Source organism: Streptomyces sp. NPDC002784, assembly GCF_053592135.1.
On sequence record NZ_JBSFVD010000005.1, the window covers coordinates 42,017 to 59,216 of the forward strand.

16 protein-coding genes are annotated in these 17,200 nt (G+C 71.8%); 7 read left to right on the forward strand and 9 right to left on the reverse strand.

Translation table 11 applies throughout. The annotated features are described in order from the left end of the window. The first annotated feature begins 302 nt into the window (after positions 1-302). The gene (locus ACWD1Z_RS12235) at positions 303-1,319 is read left to right on the forward strand and encodes a LacI family DNA-binding transcriptional regulator (protein WP_451117914.1); all 1,017 of its coding nucleotides are present in this window, start codon (positions 303-305) and stop codon (positions 1,317-1,319) included. A gap of 589 nt (positions 1,320-1,908) precedes the next feature. Here the strand turns inward: ACWD1Z_RS12235 and ACWD1Z_RS12240 are convergent. Both ACWD1Z_RS12240 and ACWD1Z_RS12245 read right to left on the reverse strand, forming a co-directional pair. Continuing rightward, complete coding sequence (locus tag ACWD1Z_RS12240; protein ID WP_451117915.1) at positions 1,909-2,547, reverse strand: SRPBCC family protein; 639 nt, start codon at positions 2,545-2,547, stop codon at positions 1,909-1,911. 79 nt (positions 2,548-2,626) lie between these two features. Then, a complete protein-coding gene (locus tag ACWD1Z_RS12245; protein WP_451117917.1) occupies positions 2,627-2,974 on the reverse strand; it encodes a hypothetical protein in 348 nt (115 codons plus the stop codon). A gap of 171 nt (positions 2,975-3,145) precedes the next feature. Here ACWD1Z_RS12245 and ACWD1Z_RS12250 point away from each other — a divergent pair, with 171 nt between their 5' ends. Then, complete coding sequence (locus ACWD1Z_RS12250; protein WP_451117918.1) at positions 3,146-4,315, forward strand: NAD(P)/FAD-dependent oxidoreductase; 1,170 nt, start codon at positions 3,146-3,148, stop codon at positions 4,313-4,315. A 109-nt stretch (positions 4,316-4,424) separates the two neighbouring features. Here the strand turns inward: ACWD1Z_RS12250 and ACWD1Z_RS12255 are convergent, their stop codons facing one another. Further along, on the reverse strand, positions 4,425-5,306 hold the full coding sequence (locus ACWD1Z_RS12255) for an alpha/beta fold hydrolase (protein WP_451117920.1): 882 nt from the start codon (positions 5,304-5,306) through the stop codon (positions 4,425-4,427). A 158-nt stretch (positions 5,307-5,464) separates the two neighbouring features. Between ACWD1Z_RS12255 and ACWD1Z_RS12260 the strand changes: the two genes are divergently transcribed. Next, the gene (locus ACWD1Z_RS12260; RefSeq protein ID WP_451117921.1) at positions 5,465-7,498 is read left to right on the forward strand and encodes a BTAD domain-containing putative transcriptional regulator; all 2,034 of its coding nucleotides are present in this window, start codon (positions 5,465-5,467) and stop codon (positions 7,496-7,498) included. A 58-nt stretch (positions 7,499-7,556) separates the two neighbouring features. After that, complete coding sequence (locus ACWD1Z_RS12265) at positions 7,557-8,015, forward strand: TIGR03618 family F420-dependent PPOX class oxidoreductase (RefSeq protein WP_451117923.1); 459 nt, start codon at positions 7,557-7,559, stop codon at positions 8,013-8,015. A gap of 95 nt (positions 8,016-8,110) precedes the next feature. On the opposite strand, the gene ACWD1Z_RS12270 is transcribed toward ACWD1Z_RS12265, so the two are convergent. Then, on the reverse strand, positions 8,111-9,619 hold the full coding sequence (locus ACWD1Z_RS12270; protein WP_451117925.1) for a phospholipase D family protein: 1,509 nt from the start codon (positions 9,617-9,619) through the stop codon (positions 8,111-8,113). A 246-nt stretch (positions 9,620-9,865) separates the two neighbouring features. On the opposite strand from ACWD1Z_RS12270, the gene ACWD1Z_RS12275 reads away from it, so the two are divergent. Then, the gene (locus tag ACWD1Z_RS12275) at positions 9,866-10,501 is read left to right on the forward strand and encodes a DUF6461 domain-containing protein (RefSeq protein ID WP_451117927.1); all 636 of its coding nucleotides are present in this window, start codon (positions 9,866-9,868) and stop codon (positions 10,499-10,501) included. A gap of 73 nt (positions 10,502-10,574) precedes the next feature. On the opposite strand, the gene ACWD1Z_RS12280 is transcribed toward ACWD1Z_RS12275, so the two are convergent. Continuing rightward, positions 10,575-11,417, reverse strand: coding sequence for a SigB/SigF/SigG family RNA polymerase sigma factor (locus ACWD1Z_RS12280; protein ID WP_451117929.1), 843 nt, complete (start codon positions 11,415-11,417; stop codon positions 10,575-10,577). A 342-nt stretch (positions 11,418-11,759) separates the two neighbouring features. On the opposite strand from ACWD1Z_RS12280, the gene ACWD1Z_RS12285 reads away from it, so the two are divergent. Next, positions 11,760-12,827: a fatty acid desaturase family protein gene (locus ACWD1Z_RS12285; RefSeq protein WP_451117930.1), complete on the forward strand. Its 1,068-nt coding sequence runs from the start codon at positions 11,760-11,762 to the stop codon at positions 12,825-12,827. A gap of 31 nt (positions 12,828-12,858) precedes the next feature. Here ACWD1Z_RS12285 and ACWD1Z_RS12290 read toward each other — a convergent pair whose 3' ends face one another. Continuing rightward, the gene (locus tag ACWD1Z_RS12290; RefSeq protein WP_451117932.1) at positions 12,859-13,896 is read right to left on the reverse strand and encodes a LacI family DNA-binding transcriptional regulator; all 1,038 of its coding nucleotides are present in this window, start codon (positions 13,894-13,896) and stop codon (positions 12,859-12,861) included. A 75-nt stretch (positions 13,897-13,971) separates the two neighbouring features. Then, a complete protein-coding gene (locus ACWD1Z_RS12295; RefSeq protein WP_451117933.1) occupies positions 13,972-15,150 on the reverse strand; it encodes a spore photoproduct lyase family protein in 1,179 nt (392 codons plus the stop codon). A 193-nt stretch (positions 15,151-15,343) separates the two neighbouring features. Between ACWD1Z_RS12295 and ACWD1Z_RS12300 the strand changes: the two genes are divergently transcribed. After that, positions 15,344-15,520, forward strand: a complete 177-nt coding sequence (locus ACWD1Z_RS12300) for a hypothetical protein (RefSeq protein WP_451117934.1) — start codon at positions 15,344-15,346, stop codon at positions 15,518-15,520. A 21-nt stretch (positions 15,521-15,541) separates the two neighbouring features. Here the strand turns inward: ACWD1Z_RS12300 and ACWD1Z_RS12305 are convergent, their stop codons facing one another. Both ACWD1Z_RS12305 and ACWD1Z_RS12310 read right to left on the reverse strand, forming a co-directional pair. Further along, entirely contained in the window at positions 15,542-16,771 is a 1,230-nt protein-coding gene (locus tag ACWD1Z_RS12305) for a PP2C family protein-serine/threonine phosphatase (protein ID WP_451117936.1), read from the reverse strand. A 100-nt stretch (positions 16,772-16,871) separates the two neighbouring features. After that, positions 16,872-17,111 (reverse strand): hypothetical protein, encoded by a 240-nt coding sequence (locus ACWD1Z_RS12310; RefSeq protein ID WP_451117938.1) that lies wholly within the window; start codon positions 17,109-17,111, stop codon positions 16,872-16,874. Positions 17,112-17,200 lie beyond the last annotated feature (89 nt).

Sequence of the window (17,200 nt, forward strand, 5' to 3'; positions counted from 1 at the left end):
TTTCTTCCTCCAAGCGACGGCGCTGACGCACCGGAGCAGCGGGTTCCGCGATCTACGGGGTGGGGCGTTTTGTCGGTGGGCACGTTCCCATCAAGCGGTGGGAACGTGCCCACCAGTGGATGGAAGACTCGTGGCAGGGATCGGCTATGTCAATAACTTGAAAACAATTCGTGACCGAAGCCCTGGTTCGGTGTTCGGTTCGTGACTTTGGCGGGGGTGCTGCCCGCCGTCCCGCGTCTGCCACAATTGCCGCTGGTCACGTCCGCGGCCGGTGCCGCCGCGGCTGCTGCCGGGAGGAGCACATGACAGGGAACCGCCGTCCCACGATCAAGACGGTCGCCGCCCGTGCCGGGGTGGGTCGGACCACGGTGTCCCGCGTCATCAACGGCTCGGAACTCGTCAGCGCCGACGCGCGGGCCCGGGTGCTGGCCGCGATCAAGGAGCTGGACTACGTCCCCAACTCGGTCGCCCGCGGACTGGTCACCAACCGCACGAACGCGGTGGCCCTGGTGATCCCCGAGTCGGAGAGCCGGCTCGGCTCGGAGCCCTACTTCGCCGCCCTGATCCGCGGCGTGAGCGGCGCGCTCTCCGAGACCCGCACCCAGCTCCAGCTGATGCTCGTCCGCGACCAGTCCGAACGGGACCAGCTGGCCGCGTCGGTGGCCACCCGCCGGGTCGACGGCGTCCTGCTGGTCTCGGTCCACGCCCACGACCAACTGCCCGGCATGCTGGAGGAGATGGGCCTGCCCACGGTGCTGGCGGGCCGCCGCGACGAGAACGAGCCGCTGAGCTACGTCACCGCCGACAACGCCGGGGGCGCCGCCGCGGCCGTGCGGCATCTGCTGGACGGCGGCCGGCGCCGCATCGCCACCATCACCGGCGCGCTCGACATGGACGTCGGCCGCAGCCGCCTCGATGGCTGGCGCGCCGCCCACGCGGAGGCGGGGGTTCCGGCCGACGAACTCCTGGTCGAGGTGGGCGACTTCACCGAAGAGGGCGGCCGCCGGGCGATGCGTTCGCTTCTTGAACGTGCGCCGGATCTGGACGCCGTCTTCGCCGCGTCCGACCTGATGGCCGTCAGCGCCCTGAGCGAACTGCGCCGCCAGGGACGGCAGGTGCCGGGTGACGTGGCCGTCGTCGGCTTCGAGGACTCCGTCCTCGCCCGCCACACCAACCCGCCGCTGACCACGATCCGGCAGCCGGTCGAGGAACTGGGGCGGACGATGGCGGCGATCCTGCTCGACGAGATCAGCGAGGTCGCGTCCGCTGAACGGCAGTTGACGCTGCCTACGGAGCTGGTGGTGCGGGAGTCGTCCTAGGGGGCGGCTTCGGGGGCGCTCGGTGGGAGCGGGGTGGACCGGCTGGCGGGGTTCTAAGGGGCGGCTTCGGGGCCCGCTCGGCGGAAGCGGGGCAGACCGGCTGCCGGGGTTCCAGGGTGCGGCTTCGGGGGTGCTCGGGGGCAGCGGGGCGGACCCCCGGCTGCCGGGTTTCTAGGGTGCCGCCTCGGGGGCGCTCGGTGGGAGCCGGGCGGACCGGCTGCCGGGTTTTGAGGGGCGGCTTCGGGGCCCGCTCGGCGGAAGCGGGGCGGGCCGGCTGGTGGGTCTGCCGCGGTTCTGTCAGACGGTCCTCACTAGGGCGCCGGTGTCTTCGAGTGCGGCGACCTCGTCGGCGTGGGCCCGACCTGTCGGTGACCAGGGTGTGCAGGAGGGTGGACGGGCCGACGTAGGCCGTAGACGGTGCGGCCGAGCTTGCTGCCGTCGGCGTCGACGATGTGGCGCGCGGAAGCGAGGCCGGCCTTCTTCACGGCCGCGTCGGCGAGGTCGTAGGAACGCGCGGCGCCGGGTCGAACCCGTCCCCTCGGGGCCCGACGCGCGACCAGCCCACGCGGCACTTTCGCCGCGGTGCCGCTTAACCCCGTGCCTCCGCCGCGGCCTTGAGGTCGGCCAGCCACCCCTCAAGGCCCCACCCGAGCATCTCGGTCGCGAGCGGGGCGTCCGCCTCGACCTGCTCACCGGTCCAGGTCTCCTCCGTGTGGACGCGCACGCCGCCCTTGACCTTCTTGAACGTCCACACGTGGACACACTCGTCGATCCGCAACCCCTCACCTTCAGCGGGCCCCGTCCACCGCAGACACATGTGCTGCTTCACCTGCTGGACGGTGGACGTGATCTCCAGGGTGGTCTCGGGAGTGGTGGGCGTGGCGGGCGCGGGCGTCGTCCAGCGGAACGCCGAACCCTCGCCAAGCCGTCCCGGGTCGAGGCGTTCGGCGCTGAGGACGGGCTGCTGCCAGGCGGGCCAGCGCTCGACGTCGGTCTGGAGCTTCCAGATCGTCTCGATCGACGCGTCGATCACGATGTCGGTGGAGTAGCGGATCTGCGCGGTGGGATCGACTCCCTTCCCGCGACAGGTCGGAGAGTGGTCGTTGGCCGGCCCGGGGTGGGCCTGCGCCGGCAGGGCAGCGGCCCCGAGAAGACCGGTGACGGCGAGTGAGATCGCGAGCGCGGCGGCCCGTCGGCTCGACGGCGTCGCGGTGTGGGTGTTCAGCATGGCGTTCCCCTTGTGTGGGTGCGATCGGAGGAGGTGCGTACGGCGGTCGGTGGCGAGAGATGGCCGTAAGGCGATGCGGTCAGCGGCGGCCGGCCCGGTGAACGGCCAGGATGAGTACGGCGGAAGCGGCGGGGATGAGGCCCAGGAACACGGGGTGCATGTCCTTGGACGGACTCGGCGCGCCGTCGGGTCGCACCAGCCAGATGACGAGCGGGATGGCGCATACGGCCGCGACCAGCCCGGCCCCGAAACGCACCGCCCGGTCCTGGACCCGGAGCGTGGCAGCGACCAGGGCGACCACGACTGGTACGACCGCAATCAGGACGAACTGCCCGACCACCATGACGGGCACCGCCCACGCGGAGACGGACACCGCCCGGGGAGGTCGGCGGTGCTGACGGGTGGGTGACATGGATATCGCGCTCATGGGATTGCCCTCCTGGCGAGCTTGAGCTAGAGCCCTTGCCGTTAGTTAGAAGTTATAACGTAATGGCATGGCGACAGTCAAGAACTCCAGTTACAGGCTCTAACTGAATTGCCGGGGCGTACCCTCGGGCAACGGTCCGCAGCGTGCCCTCGCGGAAAGGATGCGCAGACCATGAAGGTCATCGTCATCGGTGCCGGCGTGCTGGGAGTGAGTGCCGCGAGGCAGCTTGCCGTCGGCGGCGAGGAAGTTCTCCTGATCGACCGATCGGGAGCCGGCACCGGGACCACCGCGACCACATTCGCCTGGACCAACTCGAGCCGGAAGCCGGACCCCGACTACCACCGGCTCAACCTCGCCGGGATGCAGGAGCACGCCAGGCTCGCCGAACAACTGCCCGGAGCGCAGGCCTACTTCCCCAGCGGAGCGCTGCAGTGGGCGGACTCCGCAAACGAGCAGTGGCTCGCCGACAACGTGGAACGCCTGCAGTCCCTCGGCTACCCCGCGCGCTGGGTAACGCCCGCCGAGGCAACGCGCATCGCAGGCGCCCTCCGCGTCCCGGAGACCATCACGTCCTGCGCCCACTTCCCCAGCGAGGGATACGTACTGCCCGAACTCTTCATGACGAACCTTCTCGCCGACGCCGAACGGCACGGAGCCAGGCTGGCGTTCGGCGCGGTGGTGGCCATCCATGACAGAGCTGACGGAGTGTCCGTCACCCTGGCCGGAGGAGAAACCCTCAAGGGCGACCGGGCCGTGCTGGCGGCCGGCCGCTGGACGCAACAACTGGCCGCACGGGCCGACATCGACATCCCCATGGTGACGGACACCAGCCGCGGATCGCAGACGGTCGGCGTGCTCGGATACGTCAGGAGCCCGCAACTCGACCTCCGCTGTGTGCTCCACACCCCTGGACTCAACCTCCGCCCCGCCACCGGCGGCCAGACGGTCCTACAGGCTCTGGACCTCAATCAGGACGTCGACCCGGCAAACCCGCCCACCGCCGACGGGGCCCTCGCACGCACCCTCGCTCGACGCTTCTCAGCGCTCCTCCCCGATGCGAGCGGCGCCGCACCGGAGATAGACCTGCGCATCGGCATCCGGTCCTTACCCGCGGACGGCCACAGCGTCGCCGGCTACGCATCCAGCCGGTCCCGCATCTACTGCCTCGTCTCCCACAGCGGCATCACCCTGGCACCGATCCTGGGACGGCTGGCCGCGAGCGAGATCACCACCGACCAGGAGCAGGACCTCCTACGGCCCTTCCGGCCCACCCGCTTCATCGGCGCCCAGCCCTCGGGCACCGAGTTCGACCAACGCGCCAGCGCCCTGGGCGAGCAGTAAGGCTGGTTTGCGTGCTGTTTCCGGGTAGATGAGCCCCGGACAGTGACGCTGGGAGACGAGGGGGATGGCGGTGCCTCCCCGAGTGCCGTCCCCCTCCGAGCGCCCCGGTTCAGCGATCGGCGAGCGCGCGGATCTCCGCCGCGATCAGCTTCGGGTCCTCCTCCGCCATGAAGTGGCCGCACGAGACGGTGCGGTGGCGGAGGTCGGGCGCCCAGGCGCTCCACAGTCCCTCGGCGTGATAGCCGAGGGCGGCGCCCCAGTCCTGCTGCAGGACGGTGACCGGCATGGCGAGCCGGTCGCCGTTCTCGCGGTCGACGGTGTCGTGCTCGACGTCGATACCGGCCGAGGCGCGGTAGTCCGCCACGATGGAGTCCACCGCCGCCGCGGAGGCGTCGAGGTAGTGGCGGCGGACGTCGGCGGGCAGGGCGGCGGGGTCGTTGGTCCAGGCGTCGAGGAAGTACGAGAAGAAGCTGTCGGCGGCTCCCCGGATCATCTCCTCCGGCAGACCGGGGGCCTGGGCCATCAGGTACAGGTGGAATCCCACCGCACCGGACACGCCGCGCAGGGCGTCCCACATGTCCAGGGTCGGCAGCACGTCGAGGAACAGTGCGCGGGAGACGGCCTGCGGGTGGTCCATGGCGGTACGGAAGGCGACGAGGGCGCCCCGGTCGTGGCCGGCGAGGGTGAAGCGGGGGTGACCCAGTTCTTCGGCGAGGCGGACGACGTCCCGGCCCATGGTGCGCTTGGAGTAGACGTCTGGACCGGTCTCGGCGGGCTTGTCGCTGGCGCCGTAGCCGCGCAGGTCGGGGCAGATGACGGTGTGGTCGGCGGCCAGGTCGGCCGCGACGTGCCGCCACATCAGGTGGGTCTGCGGGAAGCCGTGCAGCAGCACGACCGGGCTGCCGCTGCCGCCGACGGCGGCGTGCAGGGCGACACCGTCGTCGACGGTCACTCGCTGTTCGGTGAAGCCGGGGATGCTCAGAGGGGACACGCGGATACTCCTGGTGCTCGTGGCAGAGTGGACGCTCCGGGCGACTGGGGCCGGGCTCGTCCGGGGACGTGATCCAGGCTGCGGGCGCCGGATCAGTGATCGATGAGTGAACGGGATCGGCGCGCCGGCAACGGGGCCGTCCGCGAAGGGACCGTGCCGTGGGCGTCGCATTCGGACTGCTGGGGCCGGTGGCCGCCTGGAGCGCGGAGGGCGAGCCGCTGGCCCTCGGGGCTCCGCGGCACCGGGAGGTGCTGGGCCGGTTGCTGGTCGCACGGGGCCGGGTGGTGACGGTGGACCGGCTGGTGGCGGATCTGTGGGAGGACGAGGCGCCCGCCGCGGCGGTGGGGGCGGTGCGCACCTTCGTCGCCGCGCTGCGCCGCTCCCTGGAACCCGGACGGCCGCCCCGCGAGGCGTCCCGGCTGCTGGTGACCCAGGGCCCCGGTTACGCGCTCCGAGCGAGCCGTGACGCGGTCGACGCGTGGCGCTTCGAGGATGCGGTACAGCAGGCCGGTACGGCGGCCCCGCAGGCGGCCGTAGCGCTGTGGGACGCGGCGCTCGCCCTGTGGCGCGGACCGGTCCTCGCCGACTTCCCCTCCGCCCGATGGGCCGCCGCCGACCGTGCCCGGCTTGAGGCCCTGCGCCTGCACGCGGTGGAGCGCCGGGCCGACGCCCTGCTGGCCACCGGCGCCGCCCGGGAAGCGGCCGTCGACCTGGAGGCCCATGTCGCCGCGCATCCGGCACGGGAGGACGGCTGGGTGCTGCTGGCCACCGCGCTGGCCCGCTCCGGTCGGCGCGCGGACGCCCAGGAGACGTTGCGGCGCGCCCGTGGCGCGCTGGCCGGGGAGCCGGGCACCGGGCCGGGACCGGCGCTGGCCCGCGTCGAGGCGCAGATCCTCAAGGGTTCCGCCACCGGCGAGCCCGCCGCGGACGCCGGTATCGCCGACGGGGTGTGGGGCCGGGCGGCGGCCGCCTGGGAGCGTTCGGTGCCGGCCCGCTCCAGGGCCCGGCTGTACGCCGCCGCGGGCCTGTTGCGCGATCTCGCCGTCACCGGCGCCGACGGCCTGGCCGAAGCCCGTGAATACCGCCGGGACGTGGTCGCTGCGGCCGAGGCCACCGGAGACGCCGAGCTGACGGCCCGCGTCATCGGGTCCTACGACGTCCCCGCGGTCTGGACCCGTGCCGACGACCCCGAAAGCGCCGGACAGCTCGCCCGCGCCGCGGCCCGCGCCGCCTCGGCGCTGGCCCCCGGTGACACCTTGGCCCTGCGCGCCCGGCTGCTGTCGGTCATCGCGGTGGAGTCCCGCGGGGACGCGGCAGCCGACACCCCGCCCGCCCCGGCCGCCGCCCCGCCGGTCCGCGAAGGATGGCGGGCGCGCGCCGAGCGGGCCGCCGAGGAAGCCGTCCTTCTCGCGCGGCGGCTCGGTGACCCGACGCTGCTCGCGTTCGCCCTCAACGGCGCCTTCATGCAGTCGTTCGGCCACTGCGGCAACAGCGCCTACCGGGACGCCACCGGGCGGGAACTGATCCGCCTCGCCGAGGACCACCAACTGCCCAGCCACGAAGTCCTCGGACGCCTCGTACGCCTCCAAGCCCTCGCCGGACTGGGGGACTTCACCGGCGCGGGAGCGGAGGCGGAGGCCACCGACCGGCTGGCCGCCCATCACGAACGGCCTCTGGCGGGTGTGTTCACCTCCTGGTTCCGTGCGCTGCGCACCTGCGAGACCGACGGCTGGGCCGCCGCCCGCCCGCTCTACTCCGACGCCCTGGCGGCGACCGCCGACTGCGGCATGCCCGGCCTCGCCCGCGGAGCCGACGCGCTGGTCGCGCTCGTGCCGGTGCTGCGCACCGAGGACGCCCTGCCGCGTCCCGACGACTTCGCCGGCCTCGACGCCGGCCCCTACCAGCCCTGGCTGGAGCCCCTGTTGCTGGCCGGCTCCGGCGCGGCCGACCTGGCCCGGCAGGCACTCGACCGGGTACCGAGGCCCCCGCACGACTTGCTCCAGGAGGCCCTGTGGTGCGTGCTCGCCCGCAGCGCCCAAGCCGTCGGGCACCCGCGGATCCTGCGGCGGGCGGTACAGGAACTCAGCCCCGCGCAGGGAGAGTTGGCCGGAGCGACGAGCGGACTGATCTCCTTCGGACCGGTCGCCCGGCACCTGCGAGCCGCAGAGCGGGCGCTGGCAGTCCAGGGGTGACGAAAGGGGCCCGAGAGGACCATGAAATAGCCGAGCAGTCACGGGGGTTGATCACGTCATGACTCAAGGACCAGCACCTCGCGCCCTGTCCGACGAAGCGCTCTCCGCCCTGCTCGGCCGGCAGCAGTTCGGAACGCTCGCCACCGTCAGGCGCAGCGGCCACCCCCACCTGACCACCATGCTGTACAGCTGGGACCCCGAGGCGCGCATCGTGCGGTTCTCGACCACGGCCGACCGGATCAAGATCGGGCATCTGCGCCGCAATCCCCGTGCCTCGGTGCATGTGCAGGGCGGCGACGTGTGGTCCTTCGCTGTCGCCGAGGGCGACGCCGAGGTCTCCGAGACCACGACGGCGCCCGGGGACGCGGTCGGGCGGGAGTTGCTCGGGATGATCCCCGCCGCCGCGAAGCCGGAGGACGAGGACGCGTTCCTGGAGCAGCTGGTCGCCGAGCGCCGCGTGGTCATCCGGCTGAAGGTCGACCGGTTGTACGGAACGGCGCTCGACATCAGCGGCTGAGAGGTGCCGGGTCCCTGGGGATCGATCGGGTGCGCCCTTGTAGCGCCGGTGAACCGCCCACCAGGGATACGGCGGTGCTGATCCGCCGCCCTGCGTCAGAACTCATTGCGGCGCCGCAGCATGAAGGGCCTGCCGTCCGGGTCGACGAGGACCCGGTGCAGCGGCTTCGCGAGCGTCAGCGCCGTACGGGACATCCTCGGTGAGCGGTAGGGACGCAGCCTGCCCGGCGGTCGAGGGCCGCGGCGGCCGTTGCGGTGCCAGGAGTCCAGCGCGGCGGCACTCCTCGCGAAGGCGTCGAATGCGCTCACCGGATCGCAGAGTTCGTCGGCTTCCCGCCCTTCCATGTCCTCGTGGTCCAAGTGCTCGCGCGACAACTCCAGGCGCAGGTTGCGGGCGAAGCCGCGGGCGCCGTCGCCGAGGCCGCCGGGGTCGTGCGGCTCGCGCGGGTCCCTGGACTCGTCCAGGACGGCGCAGGACAGCTCTGAGTCGTGGGTCCAGGAGCGCAGGTTGACGTTGTCGGAGCCGACCGAGGCCCAGACGTCGTCGATCACGCAGACCTTGGCGTGTACGTACACCGGGGTTCCGGCATGGTTCTCCAGGCCGTACACCCCGACGCGGTCGCCCCCGGCCTGCCGCAGCCTGTTCAGGGCGGCAACGCGGCCGACGAGGTTCATCGGCAGGCTGACGGAGCCGTCCTGATCCGGGAAGGAAGGGACGACCGCGATCAGGCGCAGGCGGGGGTTGCTGCTCAGGGCCTCGGCGAAGCACTCCACCACGCGCGGGGACCACAGGTACTGGTCCTCCAGATAGATCAGGGCCCGGGCCCGGCGCAATGCCTTGCGGTAACCGCGCGCGATGCTGCGTTCGCCGTCGGGCGCGAAGTCGTAGCCGCGCAGGAGGCGGTTGGGGTAGGTGCGCAGGATCTGGACCATGGCCGTGCCGCGGGGGGAAGGGTCGGGTCGCTGGGGCGGGAGCGGGTCGGCGTGGACGTCCTCGTGGTGCACGAGCTCGCGCAGGCGGACGAGCGGGCTGCGGGTGAGGGGCGCCGGATCCTCCCAGCGTTCACGGAAGCAGGCCTCCAGGTCGCCGACGGCCGGTCCGCGGATCGCGAGCTGGAGGTCGTGCCAGGGCGGATTGGGGCCGTACGCGGCGGCGAGCGGCAAGGGCTGGGGGTCGCCGCGGTGGCTCGCGTCGTCGTTGCGGCTGTGGCACAGGTCGATGCCCCCGACGAAGGCGACGTCCAGCTCGGGGCGGTCGGCGTGCCGGAGCACGATGAACTTCTGGTGGTGCGATCCGCCCGGGCGCACCCGCATGTCCAGCAGGAACTCGCCGCCCGCCGCGGCGACCTGCTCGCCGAGGTGGCGGTTCTCCGCCTCGCTGAACTGGAAGCGGTCCAGGTGCGAGCGCCACACCAGCCCCTTGACGATCACACCGCGCTCGGCCGCCGCTGCCAGGACGGCCCCGATCTCGCTCCCGGGACCGTCGAGTCGCTCGTCGGGGTCGCCGCGCCAGTCGGTGAACAGCAGCAGATCACCGGCGCGCTGCGCCCGGATCGCACGGAGCAACTCCGCGAAGTACGTCGCCCCATGAACCAGAGGGCGCACCTCGTTTCCGCACGACCAAGCCGCGCCATCCGGCCGACGACGGTCCAGCCGCGTCGCGCGGTTGCCACGCTCCGCCGCGGTCAACAGCCATGCATCGATGTCCACAGCCCCAGGTCTCCTCCCAGACTCCTCATGAGTACCCACATCACGGCACCTTCTCGGCCGGGGGCGGTGTCAGTGCCGGGCGCTGACGTCTCTCCGCGAAGGCCGCCCGCGCGCGGCAGACATCGTGCGGAGGGGGAACCGGTGGATCAGAGACTCGGGGAGAACAGGCTGCGGTGGATAGCAGACGCCTACGACATCGGATTCACGCTCACCCTCAGCGAAGGGCTCTCCCCGTACGAGCTGCTGCGCGCTGTCGGCGCCCGGGACGCCCGGATTGTCCCGCTCACCCGGTCAGCGGCGGAGTTGCTGCTGCTCAGGCAGGAGGAGGACCACATCAGTGACCTCGACTTCTTGGACTGGGAAGACGAAGCGGCGGTCGCCAGGCTGACGAGCGGCGGCTTTCTGCCCACTCCGCCGACCACCATCGTCCGAGCGGGCTCGGTGGCCGGGTGGGCGTATGCGCTGGAGGAGCACAGCTGCCATACGGGCACCTGCCTCGCGGCGCTGTCCGAGCGAGGGCGGGCGTTCTGCGTACATCGCAACGCCAAGGGCTTCAGCCAGGTGGGGTACGCCCTTGACGGCCAGGTGGTGACGTTCTTCGAGCCCGGCCTGCCGCATCTGACGAGCGGCGCCCCACCGGAGGAGGCGCTCGGCTTCGTCCACCAGGGCGACGGGCTCGGAGACGTCGCGTTCCTGGAGTTCCTCGGAGTCGAACTCGGTATCTACCTCTCCTGGGAGGAAACGGAGGCAGAGCTGCCGTCGGCCGCGTTCGCCTGACAGCGCCGCAGCCCCTTGGAGTACGTCACCTCCAAGGGGCTGGTAGCCCGACCGCCTCCCGCCTCGGGGAGGGTCAGCGTGTGGTCAGCATGCCTTCGCGCAGGCGGGCCAGCAGGCGTGAGAGCAGCCGTGAGACGTGCATCTGCGAGATCCCCAGGTGCTCGGCGATCTGGGCCTGAGTCAGTTCCTCGACGAAGCGCCAGTGAATGATCTTGCGGTCGCGCTCGTCCAGCTCGGCGATCATCGGCGCGAGGCAGTGCAGGTCCTCGACCAGGTCGAGGGCGGCGTCCTCGGTACCGATGAAGTCCTGGAGTGCCGTCTCCCCGTCCTCGCTGCTGTTGATCGCGGCGTCCAGGGAGGCGGAGGTGTAGGCGTTGGACGCGAGCCTGGCCTCGACGATCTCCTCCTCCGGCAGGCACATCAGCTCGGAGAGTTCCTTGGTCGTGGGCGTACGGCCGAGGCGGCTGCGCAGTTCCTCGGTCGCGCGGGCCAGCTGCACGCGCGCCTCCTGAAGACGCCGCGGCACATGCACCGCCCACGAGGTGTCACGGAAGAACCGCTTGATCTCACCCACGATGTAGGGGACCGCGAAGGAGGTGAACTCGACCTCGCGGGAAATCTCGAACCGGTCGATCGCCTTGATCAGACCGATCATGCCGACCTGGACGATGTCTTCCATCTCCTGCGGCCCACGGCTGCGGAACCGGCCCGCCGCGTACCGGACCAAGGACATGTTCATCTCGATCAGGGTGTTGCGGACGTACTGGAACTCCTCAGTGCCTTCTTCCAGCACCGCCAGCTGGTCGAAGAAGTGCCGCGACAGCTCTCGCGCGTCCCGGGGGGCCACGCGTCGCGCCTCAACCCCCTCCAAGACGTCCGTGGTCCGCTCAGCAGCCTGCACGGTCGTCGCGACCATCACACACCCCTCCCTGTAGAACTCTGCCGATCATCACCGGTCCAGTGACCGGCAGAGGCGCGTCTACCCCGAAGAATCCCCCACACACCGATTCACGAAAAAGAAATTTCCGAGTCGGCGGCGGCCGGGCGCGACCAGGGGGCATCGACCCTGGCGGCGGGCTACCGCCATCCGCCGCGCGACCTGCGGACAACCCCCCATGAGCACGCGGGCGCTCCCCCGGATCGGCCGGGTGATGGCTCCATGGCCGCCGGCCCCTCGGCTCCGTAGGTTCATTCGCACGGGCTGACGAGCCACACGACGCAGCACCCCATCCACCGCACCCCACACCGGAGTACACCCATGCCCTTGGCCGGCGAAACCACTCTGCCGCACCCCGAGCAGGCCACCGCGAGGCAAGCGTCACCTGACACGAGCAGCGAGTTCACGCCCCTGCTGCGGGCCGTCAAGGGGCAACGGCTCCTCGAACGGCGCACCGGCTGGTACGCGCGAACCATCGTCACCAACGCCCTGGGCCTGGCCGCCGTCGGCACCGGCATGGCATTCCTCGGCGCTTCGTGGTGGGTCCTCGCCCTCGCCCCCGTCCTCGCGATCCTGTGCGCCCGCGCGGCGTTCATCGGGCACGACGCGGGCCATGCCCAGATCAGCGGCAACCGCGCCACGAACCGCACCATCGGGCTCATCCACGGCAATCTGCTGCTCGGTATGAGCTACGGGTGGTGGAACGACAAGCACAACCGCCATCACGCCAACCCCAACCACATCGACAAGGACCCGGACGTCGCCGCCGATGTCCTCGTGTTCACCAGCGAGCAGGCCGCCGGCCGCACGGGCTTCCGCGGCTGGCTCACCCGCCATCAGGCGTGGCTCTTCTTCCCTCTCACCCTCCTGGAGGGCCTCGCCCTGAAGCTCTCCGGCTTCCAGGACGTGCGCCGCCGGCGCGGCCGCGAGCGCCTGGTGGAGGGCGCGCTTCTCATCGCCCACGTCGCCGGGTACGCCACCCTGCTGCTGACGACCATGCCCCTCGCGCACGCACTCGTCTTCGCCGCGCTCCATCAGGCCCTGTTCGGGCTGCACCTGGGCCTGGCCTTCGCACCGAACCACAAGGGGATGGACATGCCCGACCCCGACGGCGAGAAGTGGGGGCACCTGCGACGCCAGGTCCTGACATCCCGCAACATCAAGGGCGGTGTCGCCACCGACTGGTTCCTCGGCGGCCTCAACTACCAGATCGAGCACCACCTGTTCCCGAGCATGCCCCGCCCTCACTTGAGGCTCGCCCAGTCCATGGTGAAGGCCCACTGCCGCGACCTCGGCATCCCCTACGCGGAGACCGGCCTCGTCGACTCCTACCGTCAGGCGTTGCGGCACATGCACGAGGTGGGAGAGCCGCTGCGCGCCGGCATCTAGGCGACGTCGGCGTACGGCCCTGATCCCGTTCCTACGCCGACGCGCGCACCACCAGCTCCGGTTCGAAGATGACCGAGGTGGGCTCGGTGCGGCCCCCCTCGATGTGCTCCTGGAGGAGCTGCGCCATCGTGCCCGCCATCTCCTCCATCGGCTGCCGGACGGTGGTCAGCGCGGGCCGGCAGGCGAGGGCCGCGCTGGAGTCGTCGAACCCGATCACCGCGACATCGTCCGGCACCCGTCTGCCGTGTTCCCGCAGCACGTCGCAGGCTCCCTGCGCCATCAGGTCGTTGGCCACGAACACCCCGTCGATGTGCGGGTGCTCGGTCAGCAGCCGAGCCATCGCCGTGGCACCGCTGTCGTAGGTGAAGCCGCCCTCGACGATCGGGATGTACGGGTGACCGCGCCGCGCCAGCGCGTCCCGGAACCCGGCCAGCCGGTCCTGTCCGGCGGGCACGTCGAGCGGTCCCGTGACCGTCGCGAGCCGTCGGCGACCGCGGGCCAGGAGATGCTCGGCGGCCAGTCGGCCACCGTCGGCGTGGGCGAGGTCCACGTAGCTGACCGGGACCGGCCGTGCCGGGCGCGCGAACAGCACGCAGGGCAGGGCCGCCTCGGCCAGCTGCTCGGGCAGCGGGTCCTCCGCGTGCGTGGAGACCACCAGTGCGCCGTCCGCGCTGCCCTGCCGCACATGGGCCACCACCTCGGCACGGGTCGCCTCGGAGTCGGCGAACATCAGCACGGGGTGCATCGACCGCGGGCGCAGGAAGTCGATCACTCCGCCGGCCACCCGGCCGAAGAAGGGGTCCGCCAGCATCCGCGCGGCGAACGAGCCCTTCCCGTCCTGAGGTTCGCCCGCTCCGGAGACGACGAGCGCGATGGTCTCGGTCCGGCGGGTGACCAGGGAGCGCGCGGCCCGGTTCGGTGAGTACCCGGTACGCGCGACGGCGTCGCGCACCACGCTCTGGATGGCGGGATCGACGTTGCGCACCCCGTTGATGACCCGGGAGACGGTCGCCCGTGAGACCCCCGCCTCCCGCGCCACGTCCTCCAGGGTCGGCAGCCGCCTGATCATCCCCGCACCCTACCCGCTGGACGGCGCCTTCGGGGAGCGCTCTCCCGGCCCCCGGCTCCCCCGGAGGGCGACCGGTCAGAAGGCGTAGCGGACGTCCAGCCAGGGGGCGTGGAGGTGGATCAAGGAGCGCAGGGAAGCGACCGCCTCGGCCTTGACGCCGTTTCGGTAGCGGACGTTGAGGGCGCCGTTCTCGGACCGCTTGGCCTGCTGGATTTCCGGCCGCCACAACAGGTCCTCGGCGCGGGGGTGCCAGCCGAGGTTGACCTCGTGCAGTTCCCGGTTGTGCGTCAGCATGATCACCTCGGCGGCGGCCTGCCGTTTCACCCGCTCGGGCAGGACGTCGTCGAGCTGCCTCAGCAGCTCCGCCCAGGCGTCCTGCCAGCCGGGCCGGACGACCACCGGCGAGAGGTTGAAGTGCACCTCGTAACCGGCGTCGAGGAAGTCCGCTGCGGCGGCGATGCGCTCGGCGACGGGTGAGGTCCGTACGTCCAGCAGACGGGAGTCGTCGGGCGGCATCAGCGAGAAGCGGATGCGGGTGCGGCCGCCGGGGTGCAGGGCGAGCAGGTCGGGGTTGACGAACTTGGTGGCGAACGACGCCTTGGCGGTGGGCCACCGCCGGAAGGCATGGACGAGGTCCGCGGTGTTGTCGCAGATCAGGGCGTCCACCGAGCAGTCGCCGTTCTCCCCGATGTCGTACACCCAGGAGCGGGCGTCGCACTGGTTCGGCTCCGGCTTGGGACCCTGGCGTGCGATGTGCCGGGCGAGGTGGGCGATGATCCGGTCGATGTTGGTGAAGACGGTGATCGGGTTGGCGTACCCCTTGCGGCGCGGCACGTAGCAGTACGCGCAGGCCATGGCGCAGCCGTTGGAGGTGCCCGGGGCGATCCAGTCGGCGGATCTGCCGTTGGGGCGGGTGGTGAGCGTCTTCTTCTCGCCGAGGACGACCGTCTCGCCCTTGATCCGGACCCAGCGGTCGACGTTGCCCTCGTTGCCGTGCAGTCCGGGAATGCGCCAGTGGGAGTCCACGGTGATCAGCCGCGCCTCGGGGAAGCGGCTCAGGACCTGCCTGCCTCGCGGGGACGCCGCCGCGGCGGGTTCCGCGTGGATCTCCCGCACCGGCAGCAGCCGGCGTGCCGCCGCGGAGTCCCGGAAGAGAGGGGCGCGCGAGGGGGCGGGGGCCGGTCCGGGGTCGAGGGCGTCCAGCCCGAACAGCGTGCCGGAGCCGTCGTCCGGGCCGGTGGACGGGTGGTGCATGCGGGCTCCGGTGGGGTGGTGCGGGAGTGCCGCAAGGGGCGGATCCGGACCTTCCACTCTACGGCCGGGCGATGACGGCGGGCGCCCCGCCGGCTTCACACCGGGCGGGCCCGTTCACAACGGGCGTGGCCGTGTCCATCGCCTCGCCGGGGGCATACGGCATACGACAACCGGACGAACTCGGGAGGCAAACGTGCTTGCGATCATTGCGGCGGTCCTTTTTTTCATCGCCTGGCTCATCAATGCGGCGGAGATCGGGACCAACGACGTGTTCACCTCGACCAACGTGATGCTGATCGGGCTGGCCCTGCTGGCCCTGCACGTCGCCGGAATCGGCAGCGGCTGGGGGAGCCGGACCCGCCGGCGGTGACGGGGATGCCGGTGCGCCGGATCAGAGTCGGATGACGACCAGGGCCGTGTCGTCGGTGTTTCCGGTGGGCGGGAGGAGGTCGGACAGCAGTGCGTCGGCGAGGGCATCGGGCTCGGCGTGCCGATGCCGGGTGAGCGAGTCGGCCAGGCGGCCCAGGCCGACGTCGATGTCCTCGTCGCGGCGCTCGATCAGACCGTCCGTGTACAGGACCAGGACGCTGCCCTCGGTGAACGGCGTACTGGCCTGGACGCGGGGAACGTGCTCCGGCCGGGCGCCGAGCGGCGGGTCGGTGGCCTGGTCGAGGAAGGTCACGGCACCGTCGGGGCGGAGCAGCGCGGGCGGCGGGTGCCCGGCGCAGCTGTAGAAGACGGAGCGGGCGCCCCGGTCGACGAAGGCGGTGGCCGCGGTGCTCGACTCGGCACCCTCGACCGAGCGGGCGTACAGGCCGAGGGCGTCCAGGGCCTGGGCCGGGCCGTCCGCGACCCGGCACGCCGCGCTCAGGGCACTGCGCAGCTGGCCCATGGCGCAGGCGGCCGCCAGACCGTGGCCGACCACATCGCCCACGGCGACCGCGAGGTCCCCGTCGGGCAGGTCGACCAGGTCGTACCAGTCACCGCACACGTTCAGGGCGCCGATGGCGGGCTGGTAGCGCACGGCCGCGGGATGCGGGCCGCTCGGGCCGGGCGGCGGCAGCAGCGCCGCCTGCAGCGCCAGCGCGACCTCACGTTCGCGGGCGTGCGCCTTGCGCAGCCTTTCGTTGACTTGCTGGAGCTCGCGGGCCCGGGTGTACAGCTCGGCCTCCAGGACGCGGTCGCGGCTGTCGCCGCCCCGGCGGCCGAAGGCGCGGATGAGGTCGGTGACCTCCTCCACCCGGTGCACCAGCAGCACCACCTGTCCGTCGGCGTCGAGGACGGGCGCGTTGACCGGACTCCAGTAGTGCTCCTGCCAGTGACCGGGCCGCTGGGGGTCCTCGATGTCGTAGCGGAGCAGCGCCATGGGGTCGCGCTCGCCGGTGGCCACGACCCGCTGCATCGACTCCCGGGTCTCGCGCATGCCGGCCGCGGCCGGCTCGTGGGGGTTCTCGGGGAAGACGTCGAAGATGTACCGGCCCAGCACCTGCTCGCGGGTGCGCCCGGCCAGCCGGAGGAAGTCCTCGTTGGCGTCGACGTAGACCAGGTCGGGGGTGAGCAGCGCCACCATGCCGGGCAGGGCATGGAAGACCGCCGCGTAGTCGATCTGCGGTTCCCGCATGTACTGCCCTGCCTCGGCGCCGAGCGTGGGTGAGACGTTCCACGATAGAAGCGAAACAGGCCACCGGGCCCTGGCAGTACTCCCTTCGGGGAGCTGACGATCACCTGTACGGGGCGGAGGGCTCCGGTGTCACTCCCCAGGCGGCACCGCCGCCGGGCCCGACCAGGACCAGCAGGCTGCCCCAGAGCGGCACACCGAGCACTCCGCGGCCACCGATCGAGGCGACGTCCCCGTGCTGGAACTCGCAGACCGTCGCGGGCGGAAACGCCTGCTCCCGCGTCCGCAGGAGTTCGCCCGGCCCTGTGGGCAGCCCGTGCATGCACTCGTCGAACTCGATCATGCCGAAGAGAGCGACTGCCGAGCCGACGACCAGGGCTCCGAAGGAGATCGCTGCCGCGGCCCACAGGCCGCCCGTCCGGTAGCCGCCGA

Excerpts from the sequence above, each read along its gene's own strand:
- ACWD1Z_RS12305 (WP_451117936.1), bottom strand. The coding sequence starts at position 16,771 with ATGCGGGAACCGCAGATCGACTACGCGGCGGTCTTCCATGCCCTGCCC.
- ACWD1Z_RS12285 (WP_451117930.1), top strand. The coding sequence starts at position 11,760 with ATGCCCTTGGCCGGCGAAACCACTCTGCCGCACCCCGAGCAGGCCACC.
- ACWD1Z_RS12265 (WP_451117923.1), top strand. The coding sequence starts at position 7,557 with ATGACTCAAGGACCAGCACCTCGCGCCCTGTCCGACGAAGCGCTCTCC.
- ACWD1Z_RS12290 (WP_451117932.1), bottom strand. The coding sequence starts at position 13,896 with ATGATCAGGCGGCTGCCGACCCTGGAGGACGTGGCGCGGGAGGCGGGG.
- ACWD1Z_RS12295 (WP_451117933.1), bottom strand. The coding sequence starts at position 15,150 with ATGCACCACCCGTCCACCGGCCCGGACGACGGCTCCGGCACGCTGTTC.
- ACWD1Z_RS12245 (WP_451117917.1), bottom strand. The coding sequence starts at position 2,974 with ATGAGCGCGATATCCATGTCACCCACCCGTCAGCACCGCCGACCTCCC.
- ACWD1Z_RS12235 (WP_451117914.1), top strand. The coding sequence starts at position 303 with ATGACAGGGAACCGCCGTCCCACGATCAAGACGGTCGCCGCCCGTGCC.
- ACWD1Z_RS12240 (WP_451117915.1), bottom strand. The coding sequence starts at position 2,547 with ATGCTGAACACCCACACCGCGACGCCGTCGAGCCGACGGGCCGCCGCG.
- ACWD1Z_RS12280 (WP_451117929.1), bottom strand. The coding sequence starts at position 11,417 with ATGGTCGCGACGACCGTGCAGGCTGCTGAGCGGACCACGGACGTCTTG.
- ACWD1Z_RS12250 (WP_451117918.1), top strand. The coding sequence starts at position 3,146 with ATGAAGGTCATCGTCATCGGTGCCGGCGTGCTGGGAGTGAGTGCCGCG.
- ACWD1Z_RS12310 (WP_451117938.1), bottom strand. The coding sequence starts at position 17,111 with ATGATCGAGTTCGACGAGTGCATGCACGGGCTGCCCACAGGGCCGGGC.